Here is a 13,109-nt window from a genome sequence, read left to right on the forward strand (position 1 = left end):
CGTCACCAACGGGTTCCTGTCGCTCCACAGTGACAATCATAGTTGTCACTCGACGGAAACCAGGGTTGCCGGTTCGGAACTAGCGATCAAACGCCCGCGGCTGGATGGCAGTCGGTTTCTCTCTTCCAACCCCGAGAAAGAGGAGCGTAGCCGCAGGTCAGTCAGGCATGACTCCACCGGTTGGCCCTGGTTCCCCTGTTGTAGCAAGTAGCGCTGACCCGCGAACCAACTTGCGTGGCTAAGTAGTTCCTCCCTCAAAGTCAGCACAACCAGAAGCGCACACCACCCCCATGGGTGCGGCGCTACGTCATGCGTTTCGATGAAGAGGAGGTCTCGTGGCTAGCCACGTAGACGAACACCACATGACACCAGCTGGTGGTCAGCATCCGATCTCTGATGCGGCTGTCTCGACAAGGCCCATCTTCGATCTCCGCTGCGGTGGCGTCCGTGTGACTGTGGAGCGCATCCCGTACGGGCTGCTGGCGCTCGTCAGCACCGCATCGGCTTATGCACTGGGAGCGTGGAACTGGTTCGTTCGTTGATCATCCGCCCACAGCTTTTGCGCTCTACGAGATCGTGCGTCTAAACCTCGACGGGCACAAGCGGAAGCCCCCAGCCTGAAAGGGCCGGGGGCTTCACAGCGGACATCTGAGGTGGCTACTGACGGCGGCGACTCCTCAACAGGCGGTCCCTGTGGCTCATGGCCTCCCGCTGCGTGTCCTGCACGACGTGCGTATAGACGTCCATGGTGATGCTGGTCTGGGAGTGCCCAAGGATCTCCATCACGACGCGAGGGGCGACCCCGGCTGCCGTGAAGAGGGTGGCCGGACCGTGCCGGGCGTCGTGAAGCCGGAAGTAGCGGCCTGGCCTCACTCGAGCCCTGCGGGAGCTAGAAGCCGCCCTGTTCGACCAACAAGCCGTCTGGGCCCATCGTGAAGAACCGGGGCGGCCCCATCGCCTCCATGGCCCTCCGCAGCTCCGCTTCCTTCTCGGCGAGATCAGAACCGTTGGGGTCCCTCACGCGAAAGCCACGGAGTTCGATGTTCTCCGCATCGACGTCCCCTGGCTCCGGCATGCCCTCCTTGATGAAGCCGCAGAGTGCACGCAGTGCGTCTTCGCCGAGCTCAAGAGGATGAAAGGGCAGGGCGTACGGTTCCTCCTCTTCACCTGACCACGGAATGACGTCCGCCGGACGGCCCCCAGCCCAGTAGGGAAGTTCAAAGGCAAGCGGTTCCCCGATGTTCTCGATGATCCCGTGGTCCGGCGACAGGCTCAGAGACCGAATGAGACGTCCGTCCTCCCATACAGCGAACGCCAACCAGTCGACCACGCTGTGCATGGCGTGCAGGACCAACCGTCGGCCGGCGCTCGCCGCGACGAGATGCCGGGGGAGCTGTGACGGGAAATCGATCATCACGCGCTGATCACAGATGATCTCCACGCCGGGCCAGCTCCCGGCATAGGCTGTTCCATCCGGGGGATACACGCCCTCATACAGGTCGGAGCCATCCGTGTCCTCGATCTCGCAGCTCGGATAAAGCCGCCGCATCATGACGGACGTCTGCTCCAAGTCCGCCGCTCCCACTTGCTGCAGCAGGCCGGGCACATCGTCGTCGGCGTACACGAGCAGACCGGTCTTGGCTCCCAAGGCCCCTCCTCAAACGCAATGCTCAATTGGTCGCTGCACCGTATCCCCCCGCTCCGACACAGGGGCGGCGTCGTCAGCGCCGCCGCTCTGGGCCGTCTCCGGGCCGTGCGCCGATCAGTGCCGCTGCCAACGTGATGGCGGTGCGTTTATGGATGCGCAAGGGAACAGACCTCCTCAATTCGGAAGGCCGCTCTCGATTTCCCGGTGGAAGAGCGCTGGGGGGGGGTGGTCATGTGTCACTGGGCAGCTCGCCGACTCCTCCACGCGTCGCGGGAGCGGGGGCGGCCAGCCTCGATGGTGAAGTGCGCTGCGCTTCCAACGCGCGACCGATTAGTCTCTGCTGGTCCGCCCGGCCTCGGGCGTTTCGGGAGAGGGTGTTCATGAGGCAGCGGGGAGCGGGCAGCGGACTGAGGTTCGCGGGCTGGGTGCTGGTACCGCTCGGGCTGATCCTGGCGGTGGGCGGCATCGGGTACTTCTTCACGCATTACCAAGGGGTCACCGTCATGAGCGAGGCGATGGAGCCGACGTTCCGTCAGGGCCAGCGGCTGATCGTCGAGGACATCGACGCGGACGAGCTCCGCAGGGGTGATGTCGTACTCGTCGCGGTGCCCAGCCGCTACGAAGGCCGTCCGGTCCTGCAACGGGTCCTCGGGATGGGCGGCGATCACGTGGTCTGCGACGGGAATCGGATCACCGTGAACGGGAAGCCGGTCGACGAACCGTACGTGATGCGCGGCGAGGTGAACCCGGCGGCCGAACCGTACGACGTGCGGGTGCCGGACGGGCGGTTGTTCCTCCTGGGCGATCACCGAGGGAACTCGAACGACTCGCGCTTCCACCTCGACGAGCAGTCGGGCAGCGTCGCGGTCTCCGGGGTGCGCGGGCGAGTGCAGGGGCTCGCCGTGCCGGCGGCGACGGGGGCGCTCGGAGCCCTGGGGATCCTGCTGACACTGATCGGGACCGGCTTGGGGATCGGGGGATACGTCGCCGGGCGGAGCTCCCGACGGCCGCTCGCGGCTGTGCCGCCGTGGCCCGCGGTCCAGTGAGGCACCAGCGAATCCGGTATTGACGTGTCAGCGCCAACCGTGGCTTGATGAGCGGTACGCGGGCATGGGAGCGCTCCCACGTCCCACGCGTACCCGCACTTCAGCTTCCGCCCCACCTAGGGAAGGACACCCCGTGCGCAGCAGACACCGTCCCCGCCTCGCCGCTTTCCTGGCCGCCCTGTTCGTCCTCGTAGCCGGCTTGGGTCTCGCCGGCGCCCCGTCCGCCACCGCAGCCGCGACCACCGCTGCCGCCGCGGATCCGGTACGGATCATGCCGCTCGGCGACTCCATCACCGGCTCCCCGGGCTGCTGGCGTTCCCTCCTCTGGGACCAGCTGGAGAACGCCGGTTACACCGACATCGACTTCGTCGGCACCCTGAACGCCCAGAGCTGCGCCCTCACGCACGACGCCGACAACGAGGGCCACGGCGGCTTCCTGGCCACCACCACCGCCGACCAGAACCTGCTGCCCGGGTGGCTGGCGGCGACCGCGCCGGACATCGTGGTGATGCACTTCGGGACCAACGACGTCTGGAGCAGCATCGCGCCGGACACCGTTCTCGCCGCGTACACCAAGCTGGTCGGCCAGATGCGGGCCCACAACCCGGCGATGAAGGTGCTGGTCGCCCAGATCATCCCGGTCAATCCGAGCAGTTGCGCCGAGTGCGCCGCCCGTACGGTCGCCTTCAACCAGCGCATCCCGGCCTGGGCCCAGGGCATCACCACCGCGCAGTCGCCGGTCACCGTCGTCGACCAGTGGACGGGCTTCGACACGGCCACCGACACCTACGACGGCGTCCACCCCAACGCCTCCGGGGACGCCAAGATGGCGGCCCGTTGGTATCCGGCCCTGTCGGCCCTGCTCACCCCGGGAGGCCCGGTGGATCCCGAGGAGCCCGGGGAGCCCGGGGACCAGGGGTGTTCGGCGGTCCTCCGGACGGTGTCGGCGTGGCAGGGCGGGTACCAGGGTGAGGTGAAGGTCACCAACACCTCGGCCACGAAGGCGACTTCCGCCTGGACGGTGACCCTCGGGCTCCCGGCGGGCAGCCGGCTCACCCAGGTCTGGAACGGTGCGCTGACCGGGACGACGGTGCGCGACGCCGGGTGGAACGGCACGCTGACGGCGGGGGCGAGCACCACGTTCGGCTTCCTCGCGAGCACGTCGGAGGCGGCGGGCACGCCTCCTCCGACGGCCTCGTGTGCGGCGTCCTGATCCCCGGCCCCTGGTAGGGGTCGGATGCCCTGCCGTCGGAGAAGGCGGCAGGGCATCCTGCCGTGCCATGCCTGTGCGGCGCACAGACGGTGCGGCGGCGCCTACGGTTTGTGGGTCACCCAGAGCATTTCCGCCGGCCAGCGGTGTGCCCAGTCGGGCGGGTCGGTCCGGTTGTAGCCGTTGGCCGTTCCGGGGTCGGGCCGCGGCTCGATGAGGTCGTCGATCACGAGACCCGCGCCGCGCAGGACCCTGACCCAGTCGCCGTAGGTGAGCTGGTAGCTGACCGCGTCCTGACCCTCGGCGATGGCGTCCAGCCCGAAGTAGTCCTGCCGCATCGTCGTGGTTGCGTGGCCGGCGGCTTCGTCGTAGCAGGCTTCGAACCATGGGCTGGCGACGTTGAACACCAGACGCCCGCCGCGACGCAGGACGCGTGCGGCCTGTGGGACGGCCAGGCGCGGGGGCGCCCAGCTGAGTCCGCCGTAGTCGCAGAACACCACGTCGAAGCTGTCGTCGGCGAACGGGAGCTGTTCGGCGGCGCCTTGCACCAGCGGGTAGCGGGCCGCTCCCATCGCGCGAGCCGCCGCGGCGAGCTGGGCTTCGGACAGGTCGATCCCGACCGCGGTGGCGCCCTCAGCGGCGAGCGCCCTGGACCACTGGCCGGCGCCGCAGCCGAGTTCGAGGATGCGCTTGCCGGTGACGTCACCCAGGGCGTTCAGGTGCGCGTCGGGGATGGCGTACGTCCCCCACAGCCGGGGCGTCGCGCCGATCTGCGGGTCGTGCTTCCGCTGGTAGTCGCCGCTGATCCGGTTCCAGAACCGCCGGTTGGCGGGAATGCTGTCCACACGCCGACTCAAGCACCGCCCTCCGGGGCGGTCAACACGATTGTGCCGCGACCGGGAAGGCTCACCGGTTCCCGGGTGTCCCGCCCTTGTTCCGGGGGTGGTTGCGGGCCGTCCGCTCGTTGCCGAACTTGTACGCGCCCGTCCAGCGGGCCATCACGGCCTGGGCATCGCCGGACTCCGCCTCGGCCAGGAACTTGGCCGCCCGGTCGCCGCGCAACGTGGTGGCCCTGCGGTCGCGGTGGGTGATGACAACGGTGCCGTCGGCCCGGACCGCGTAGCTGAAGCCGGAAGGTGCCGGCATGGGCGTATCTGCCTTCTGTCGTAGGTCGTAGCTCGTGGGTCGCAGCTCTTAGCTTCTAGCTCGTAGGTCGTGGCTGGAACGAGATGTGTCCGCTGTGCCCGGCCGCCGTCACCTCAGCGGCAGGAAGCCCTCAGCTGCGCCGCCGCATGATGCGCGCCGACCAACTGGGTGCTGCCCCAGTCCCGGCCCCGGTCGATCAGCTGGACCGCGAAGATGTCGCCCTTGACCGGGTAGCTGTGCACGTCGACCGCGCTGCCCCGGTGCACGGTCTGGCGTACGGCGAAGCCCGTGTACGCCGAGTCGGAGTCGAAGGGGTCGGAGAGCACCCGGTACACGGTGGGGTTTCCGGCGACGTCCCGGTCCCGGTCCGAGCGCGGGACGAAGACGGTCAGGGCGCACTCCCGGAACCCGGATCCCAGGTGCCAGGACCAGGTGGCGGTGGAGCCCCGGTCCTCGTCCGGGCTGCCGGACATCGGGACGGCGCTGAACCGGCCGTCGCACGAACTGCCCTGGAAGCCGCCCGAGTCGACCGTGTACCAGCCCGCGTCCCCGTTCTCGAAGCGCCCGTACTCGCGGTACTCCCCCGTCGAGCAGCCGGGGCCCGCCCACGCCGTGAAGCGGTAGCCGGGCCGGGCCGACGCGGTGGGAGGCGTGGTGGGGGAGGCCGCGGAGGAGGCGGGAGCCGAGGGGCTGATGCGGGTGGGGGCGCCGCCGGCCCGGTCGCCGGCGCCGGGGCCCGGGCGGCCGACCGCCCCGGTCCGGGTCTCACCGCCCGCCGAGGCGAGGAACGACACCGCCGTCACGAGCGCGCCCGTCAGTACCACCACCCCCGCCGCCAGCCAGGCCTTACGGCTCGCCGGCAGGGTCGACATCCGGCCCGCGAGCGTCTCCCGGGCGATCCACGCACCGTCACCGCCGCCCGCCCGCGTCACCGAGTCACAGTCGGGACAGCTCATACCGGGCAGCGCACCACGTCGCTGACCGCCGCACTGTTGGCACCTCATGGCAGCACACCATGCCAGTGCCGCGTCCCCGCAGGGAGGGATCGTACGGAATTGGCCCGCCGCCGGTCCCCCACCGCTGCGCGGGACCGGCGGCGGGCGTCAGCGCAGTTCGTCCGGGCACGGAGTCCCGGGCTGCAGTTGATACGGGGCGCCGAGCCGGTACACGCCGGGGCGCGGGGCGAGCAGTTCCGTCCACTCGTCGCCGTACTCGTCCTCGTCCATCTTGATCAGGCAGCCGTTCGTGTTGACGAAGGACTTCGGGGTGTCCTTGTCCGCACGCTCCTTGGACGCCTCGGTCTCCTGCGGCCGCTCCAGGCTCTTGCCCTTCTCGTCCACGACGGCGAGCCAGGGCGAGTACGGGATACGGATCAGCACCCGGCCCGCCTCCTTCACGTGGATGGTCAGCTCCCCGGCCTCGGCCTTGTCGACCGTCGCCGGCGGATCGGCCATCGGCACGGGGCCCTCGACCGCGAAGAGCCGCCAGTTCTCGTCGGACCAGATCGCCTTGAGGTACGGCAGCCCCTTGTCGACCAGCTCCGTCTCCTGGGCGGCGCCGCTGGAGTCCGGGTCGCCCTTCGGCAGCACCACGTAGTGGACGGCCCAGCGATCGAGCCACTGGCGGTAGTTGACGGGGTTCAGGGTGTCGTCGTAGAAGAGCGGGTTGCGCTCCATGTCGGCCTGCCGGTTCCAGCCGCGGGCCAGGTTGACGTGCTGCAGCATCGCGGCCGATTCCCGGTGGCTGCTCGGCGGGACCACCTCGACCCTGCCCCGGTCGGCCCCGACCTGCTGGAGCTGATCGACCAGCGGCGCCAGCGCCCGCGTCCAGGACGCGGTGGGGGCGGTCCGGACGATGTCGTCGACGCCCTTGAACCCGATCCAGAAGTTCAGTCCGACGAACGCGAGGACCAGTGCGTACCACTTACGGGAACGGGGCACGGTGTACGGCAGCGCGGCCAGCAGCACCACCCCGGCGAACAGCATCGCCATCCGCGAGACGTTCGAGCCGATCTGCGAGTCGATCACATACGTCAGCAGCGTCCCGGTCCCGTACACGGCGGCCGCGGTGCGCACCGTGCGCCAGTCGCGCGGCACCAGGAAGAAGACGAGCCAGGCGAAGACGAACGGCCCCGACAGCGTCGCGACCGACATCGGCTGCGTACCGGAGAACGGGAACAGCCACGCGGACAGCGCCACCACCACGACCGGCGCCAGCCCGAGGGCGTACGCACCGGGGCGCCGCTTGTTCAGGAACAGCGCGGCCGCGATCACTCCGAGGAAGAGCCCGGCCACCGGACTGCTCGCCGTCGCGAGGGCGGCGAGCGGTGCGGCGACGGCCGCCTTCGCCCAGCGCTTGTACCGCCAGCGGTACGGCCAGCAGAACACCGCCGCCGTCGCGCCGATCGCGAACATCATGCCGAGCCCGAACGTCACCCGGCCCGACAGCGCGTTGCACAGATACGCGAAGACACCCGCCATCGAGCAGGCCAGCGGATTGCGCACCGCCTTCACCCGGTAAAGGATCAGGGAGGTCAGGCCCGCCGAGACCGTTCCGGCGATCATCATCGTCGTGCGTACGCCGACCAGCGACATCAGATACGGCGAGACGACGCTGTACGAGACGGGGTGCATGCCCCCGTACCAGGCCAGGTTGTACGCCGTCCCGGGATGCCGGCCGACGAACTCGGCCCAGGCGTCCTGGGCCGCGATGTCACCGCCGCTGTTGGCGAAGAAGAGGAACCAGAGAATGTGGGCGACGGCCGCGACCGCGGTCGTCAGCAGGACCGGATGCCTCAGGCACCGCTCCTTGAGAGCGTCGAACCTCCCGGTGGGCCCTCCGGCGCCGTCCGGTCCACCCGGCCCGTCCGCCCCGCCGGTGCTCCCCGCGGCGCTCGCGGAAGCCGTGCTGCTCGCCCGTGTCGGCTCGGCAGTGGTCACTGCGACTCTCCCCGTCCCTCCCCGGACGCGTTGGAACCGCCGGCTTGCCTGCTCGGGTCTCATGGGCGGGAAGACGCGTTCCAGGGTCCACGCGTTGCCCCCGGGACGCTAACACGCACCTTCTCGTCACCGCCCGGAAAGGGGCCGGGGAAGGTCCGGGAAGGCCCGTGAGATGCCTCGCACCCGGGCGTTCCCTGGCGCTTCCCCGGTCCTGGCTCTCCCCGCCGCCCCCGGCCCTCTCCGGGCCGGGGGCGGCGGAGCGTCAGCCGATGCGGGTCAGCTTCTGGCCGAAGCCCGGGTCCTTCAGGTCCGCCTGGAGGGCGACCGGGGTGCTGACCTTTCCGGGGCCCGTCCCCACGGTCACCACGCCGACCTTCGTGCCCGCCTTCATGCTGCGCGAGATCTCCTCGCCGTTGCCCTTCACGGACAGTTCGATCTTGAGACCCGCCCAGCCCTTCGCCTTGAGGTCACCGGTCGCGACCAGCGGAGTGTGGCCGCCGAACCCGTCGTCGACGTACCCGACGACATCGCCCTTCTTCACGACCGTGGCGGACGTCACGGCCTTCTGCGCGTCCTTGATCAGCTTGAGGCTGTTGTTCAGCGACATCACGAGGCTGTCGTACGGCTGGCCGGTACCCGCCTGCTGGCCCATGACCGCGCCGTAGATCCAGAGCGTCTTGCCGTCCACGACCGTGTTGGCGGACCAGACCAGGTTGCCGCCGGCCGGTGTGGAGGAGCCGGTCTTGATGCCGCTCACACCCGGCTCCAGCAGGATCGTGTTGTTGTTGTAGATCGTTCCGTCGACCCCGTCGATGTTGATCTGCGGGGTGTCGACGATCTCCCGGAACACCTCGTTCTGCATCACGGCCCTGGCGAGCTTGAGCTGGTCGGCGGCGGTGGACACCGTCGTCTTCTTCAGCCCGCTCGGGTCCGTGTACGTGGTGCCGGTCATGCCGAGGTTCTTGGCCGCGGCGTTCATCTTCGCGATGAACTCCGCCTCGGACGAGTCCCAGCGGGCGAAGAGGCGTGCGGCGTTGTTGCCCGACGGGATCATCAGGAGCTGCAGCATCTGCTTCTCGGTGAACTGCTGCCCCTTGCTGATCGGGGCCGTGGACTCGTCGCCCAGCTTGGACTCGTCCTCCGCCTGCTGGTCGACGGTGATCTTCTCGCCCTGCTCCTTGCCGGTGAGCGGGTGCTCCTTGAGCACCACGTACGCCGTCATGATCTTGGCGACGCTGGCGATGGGCGCCGGCTTCTGCGCACCCGCCGAACCGAGCGAGCCGACACCGTCCACGGTGACCGCCGACTGCCCCTGTTCGGGCCAGGAGAGGTTCAGGTCGCCACCCTCGAAGGTGTACGCGGACTGCGCCGTCATCGTCAGCACCGGGGCCGGCAACGGACGCACCATCTGCACGACTGCAAAGATGATCAGCAGCAGAAGGACCAGCGGGGTCCAGATCTTGACCCGGCGCACGGCGGTGCGGACCGGCGTCTCCGGCGGCGGCGGGGTGTTCGTCAGCTCCGCCAGCAGGTCGAGCGGCGGCCGGGGCGGCATCGGCTGCTGCCGGGTCCGCTCGGCACCGCTGAGCGACGCGGCGGGCTGCTGCCGAGCGGCGCCGGGGGCCGCGGGGGCGGGTGCCTCCGGGGTGCGGGGTGCGGGCGCCGGGCGTACGTCGTCCGCACGCAGCTTCACGAACTTGCTGGTCCGCTCGGCAGGGGCCTCCGGCCTCGACCCGGTCTCCGGACCGGGCTTCGGCTTCTGCTCCGCCGGCGGCGGGGTGATCTTCAGCGCGGTCGTCGGCTGGTCGACGCGGGGCAGCCTCGGCGCCTTGAAGACGGCCGTCGCCTGGTCGATTCCGCGCGTGTCCGCGGCGGGCTGTGCCTCGTCGTCGGACTCCTTGCCGGACTCCTCACGGGTCCGGGGAACGCGCACGTCGGAGGTGGTGTCGGCAGCGTCGTCGGTGGCTGCGTCGGCGTCGCCATCGGTGTCGGCAGCGTCGTCAGTGTCGGTGTCGGTCGGCGTCCCGTCGTCTTCGGGCGCAGCGTCTTCACCGTCCGGCGCCGCAGGCGCCTTCGGCTCCTCCGACCCGTCCGGCTTCTTCGACTCCTTCGACTCCGCAGCGCCATCGGCCGCGTCCTCGTCCTTGGACACCCACGCGGCGACGGCGGCACGCAGCCGCGCATCGCCCTCCACGGGCCCGGCGGCCTCAGCCGGCTGCTCGTCGGACTTGCCCTTCGCGGCCTCCACAGGCTCGACGGGCGCGTCCTCCGAAGGCTCCACGGGCTCCACGGTCTCCGCCCGCGCCTCCGCGGCGTCCGCACCGGCCTCGGGGGCCTCCGCAGGGCTCTCAGGGCCTCCTACGGCCTCCGGGGCCCCTTCGGCGGCCTCGCCTGCCTCGGGCTCCTGTGGAGGCACCGCATCCGATTCCCCGGAGTCGTCCGAAACGGAGTCATCCGCATCCTCAGCGTCGTCCGAAACGGAGTCGTCCGCATCCTCGGGGCCGTCCGAAACGGAGCCATCCGAAACGGACGCGCCAGCGGACGTGTCAGCGGACTCGTCGGCTCCGGCACCACCACCGGCGACACCGGCCTCATCCACATCGCCGCCATCACGGCCGTCACCGCCGTCACCGCCGTCACCGCCGTCACCGCCGTCGGCGCCGTCCGGCTCCGCCGGCTCGGTCCGCTGCGTGCGGAAAACTGCTGTCGCCGTGTCCGAACCGCTTCCGGACTCCGCCGGAGAGGCGGGTTCGCGGAACACAGCAAGACGCGGATCGGTCTCGCTCCGAGTCGTTCCCGACGACTTCTGCTGCTCCGACTTGTCGGGGGACTCGCCCGCCACCGATGCCTCCTCCATGCGGCGCGGGACATCCCCGCGCTGTCCGAACCATCTACCAGTGTCCCGTGTGAACCCTCGGCCGGGCTGCTAGACGAGAACGACATACCTACTGGTTCCCGTATAAAGCACCCAGGCACCCTCGACAGACAGATGTGAGAGGGGTCACCCTGTCACTCATCCACGCGGGGAGGCATGGATGGGCAGGAGCCGCAGAACAATTCCGGAGGAGCTTCTGCTGCTCGCTCTGGACCCGACCACGGGTACCACAGCGCAGCCGCAGTCGCTCGACCTCGGCCTGGCCGGGGCACAGCTAGTAGAGCTGGCTCTGGCAGGACGGATAGCCCCTGATGGGGATCGTATCGCCGTGGTGATGCCACGGCCGACAGGAGATCCGACCCTGGACTCCGCACTGGAACTGCTGCGCAGACGCGGCAGCCCGGTCCGGGCCGTCCACTGGATAGGCGGACCCCGGCTGGGGCTCCGCCAGATTTACCTCGCTCATCTGGAGCGGTGCGGCATGGTGCATGCCGTGGCGGGCCAGATGTGCGGAGTGCTGCCGACGACTCGCTACCAGGCGACGGACACGGCAATCAGCCGGGACATCAGAGCCAGGCTGGACAGTGCGATCCGCACCGGCGTACCGCCGGACCCGCGGACCGCGGCGCTCGCCGCACTGGCCCACGCGGTCGGACTCGGCAAGCACCTGTACCCCGGGAACGAGGGGCGCTCGTCGCGCTCCCGGCTCCGGGACCTGATCAGACACGACCCCATGGGCGGTCTCGTGGCGCACGCCGTCATGGACGTCCAGAACGGGGCCGTCGCACAACCGCGCCGCAACCAGGCGGCCGGCGTTCCGTTGCAACAGCAAGTGCAGTCGCAGTCACGCCGCGACAGCATGGCGCACACCGTGGCTCATTAGGGCCGCACGGGCGTCGAGGCAGCACCCGCACCACCCGGCATCACGCGCACCACCGAGCACCACAACGCACCACCGCAACAACCGAATACCGCCGCACCGTCGTCCCCAAAGACCCGGTTCGGGAGCCGCACCAAGCGCGGGGCAGCCGGTACCACCGGCTGCCCCGCGTTGCTGCGTGTGGCCGTTTCCCAGCGCGGCCGGGCCCACGGGTGGCAATCTGCTGAGCAGTAGATACGCACAGCTACATAGCCGGAGGTGCCGTTTCCGTGCCGTCCAACGTCAATCCCACCGTCAGGCGACGCCGGTTGGGTCAGGAATTGCGCCGACTGCGCGAGATCAAGGGCATGACGGCCGAGGAGGTGGCGGAGCGGCTGCTGGTCTCGCAGTCCAAGATCAGCCGCCTGGAGAACGGCCGCCGCTCGATCAGCCAGCGCGACGTACGCGACCTCTGCGGGGTGTACGAGGTCGAGGACGTCAGGATCGTCGACTCGCTCATGCAGATGGCCAAGGACTCCCGCCAGCAGGGCTGGTGGCACGCCTTCGGCGACATCCCGTACAGCGTCTACATCGGCCTGGAGACAGATGCCGAGTCGCTGCGGGTGTACGAACCCCAGGTGGTCCCCGGACTGCTGCAGACGCGGCAGTACGCCGAGGCGCTGATCAACGGCGCGTTGCCGGAGGCCCCGCCCTCGGACATCGACAAGCGCGTCAGCGTCCGTTCGCGCCGCCAGGACCGGATCACCGCCCCCGAGCACCCGCTGCGGCTGTGGGCGGTCATCGACGAGTCCGCGCTGCGCCGGCTGGTCGGCGGCAAGCAGGTGATGATCGAGCAGCTGGAGCGGCTGGTGGAGCTGTCGCACCTGCCGCATGTGACCGTCCAGGTGCTGCCGTTCGACATGGGGGCGCACCCGGGCATCAACGGGCAGTACGCCATTCTGGAATTCCCGGACGCCGCGGATTCCAGCGTCGTCTATATCGAGGGCGTCACCAGCGACCTCTATCTGGAGAAGGCGAATGACGTGCAGCGGTACAGCGTCATGTACGAGCACCTGAGGGCACAGGCGCTGAATGTGGAGCAGACCCGGCATTTCATCGACGGGATCGCGAAGGAGTACACCCGCCTGAACACGGGGTGAACTCCGGCTGGAGGGGCATGTAAACCAGCCAGAGCGCAAAGTCCGGTATGAGAGAAATGAAGTGATGTTACGAGTGAGGCGACGGCACGGTACACCGTCGCCACCTCGCAGCGGAAGACCTGCATGGTATATACCATCCGGTCGAGTGAACGGCCCCTTCACTCGGGGAGCTTGGCGAGTAGCGTCGATCACGCCACCGGGTAATCCGCTGGCGCTCACACAACTC

General features: G+C 69.4%; 10 protein-coding genes and 1 pseudogene. 4 read left to right on the forward strand and 7 right to left on the reverse strand.

Translation table 11 applies throughout. The features are described from left to right. Positions 1 to 657: 657 nt before the first annotated feature. Positions 658 to 957, reverse strand: a pseudogene (locus OG446_RS15400) (tyrosine-type recombinase/integrase); the annotation flags it as partial. Beyond that, positions 890 to 1,648 carry a DUF6928 family protein gene (locus tag OG446_RS15405; RefSeq protein WP_328894583.1) on the reverse strand — a complete coding sequence of 253 codons (759 nt, stop codon included), beginning with the start codon at positions 1,646 to 1,648 and terminating at the stop codon, positions 890 to 892. The gene OG446_RS15405 and the pseudogene OG446_RS15400, both read right to left, overlap by 68 nt. Positions 1,649 to 2,028: 380 nt before the next feature. On the opposite strand from OG446_RS15405, the gene lepB reads away from it, so the two are divergent. Continuing rightward, a complete protein-coding gene (gene lepB, locus OG446_RS15410; RefSeq protein ID WP_328894584.1) occupies positions 2,029 to 2,694 on the forward strand; it encodes a signal peptidase I in 666 nt (221 codons plus the stop codon). Positions 2,695 to 2,827: 133 nt separating this feature from the next. Further along, complete coding sequence (locus OG446_RS15415; RefSeq protein WP_328894585.1) at positions 2,828 to 3,907, forward strand: GDSL-type esterase/lipase family protein; 1,080 nt, start codon at positions 2,828 to 2,830, stop codon at positions 3,905 to 3,907. A 101-nt stretch (positions 3,908 to 4,008) separates the two neighbouring features. Here OG446_RS15415 and OG446_RS15420 read toward each other — a convergent pair whose 3' ends face one another. From OG446_RS15420 to OG446_RS15440, 5 genes are all read right to left on the reverse strand, one after another. Then, complete coding sequence (locus OG446_RS15420) at positions 4,009 to 4,749, reverse strand: class I SAM-dependent methyltransferase (RefSeq protein ID WP_328894586.1); 741 nt, start codon at positions 4,747 to 4,749, stop codon at positions 4,009 to 4,011. Positions 4,750 to 4,810: 61 nt separating this feature from the next. Then, a complete protein-coding gene (locus OG446_RS15425; RefSeq protein ID WP_328894587.1) occupies positions 4,811 to 5,050 on the reverse strand; it encodes a hypothetical protein in 240 nt (79 codons plus the stop codon). 113 nt (positions 5,051 to 5,163) lie between these two features. Beyond that, positions 5,164 to 6,006 carry an adhesin gene (locus OG446_RS15430; RefSeq protein WP_328894588.1) on the reverse strand — a complete coding sequence of 281 codons (843 nt, stop codon included), beginning with the start codon at positions 6,004 to 6,006 and terminating at the stop codon, positions 5,164 to 5,166. A 147-nt stretch (positions 6,007 to 6,153) separates the two neighbouring features. Then, positions 6,154 to 7,989, reverse strand: coding sequence for an MFS transporter (locus OG446_RS15435; protein WP_328894589.1), 1,836 nt, complete (start codon positions 7,987 to 7,989; stop codon positions 6,154 to 6,156). 262 nt (positions 7,990 to 8,251) lie between these two features. Further along, entirely contained in the window at positions 8,252 to 10,831 is a 2,580-nt protein-coding gene (locus OG446_RS15440) for a serine hydrolase (RefSeq protein WP_328898308.1), read from the reverse strand. 193 nt (positions 10,832 to 11,024) lie between these two features. On the opposite strand from OG446_RS15440, the gene OG446_RS15445 reads away from it, so the two are divergent. Further along, complete coding sequence (locus OG446_RS15445) at positions 11,025 to 11,747, forward strand: GOLPH3/VPS74 family protein (RefSeq protein ID WP_148019213.1); 723 nt, start codon at positions 11,025 to 11,027, stop codon at positions 11,745 to 11,747. 266 nt (positions 11,748 to 12,013) lie between these two features. Next, positions 12,014 to 12,883 (forward strand): helix-turn-helix domain-containing protein, encoded by an 870-nt coding sequence (locus OG446_RS15450; RefSeq protein WP_328894590.1) that lies wholly within the window; start codon positions 12,014 to 12,016, stop codon positions 12,881 to 12,883. Positions 12,884 to 13,109: the final 226 nt, after the last annotated feature.

Origin of the sequence: Streptomyces sp. NBC_00236 (assembly GCF_036195045.1) — a bacterium.
Lineage (GTDB): Bacteria > Actinomycetota > Actinomycetes > Streptomycetales > Streptomycetaceae > Streptomyces.

What these genes read in the sequence shown, in the direction of transcription:
- lepB (WP_328894584.1), top strand. Translation starts at nt 2,029, where the DNA reads ATGAGGCAGCGGGGAGCGGGCAGCGGACTGAGGTTCGCGGGCTGGGTG.
- OG446_RS15425 (WP_328894587.1), bottom strand. Translation starts at nt 5,050, where the DNA reads ATGCCGGCACCTTCCGGCTTCAGCTACGCGGTCCGGGCCGACGGCACC.
- OG446_RS15430 (WP_328894588.1), bottom strand. Translation starts at nt 6,006, where the DNA reads ATGAGCTGTCCCGACTGTGACTCGGTGACGCGGGCGGGCGGCGGTGAC.
- OG446_RS15445 (WP_148019213.1), top strand. Translation starts at nt 11,025, where the DNA reads ATGGGCAGGAGCCGCAGAACAATTCCGGAGGAGCTTCTGCTGCTCGCT.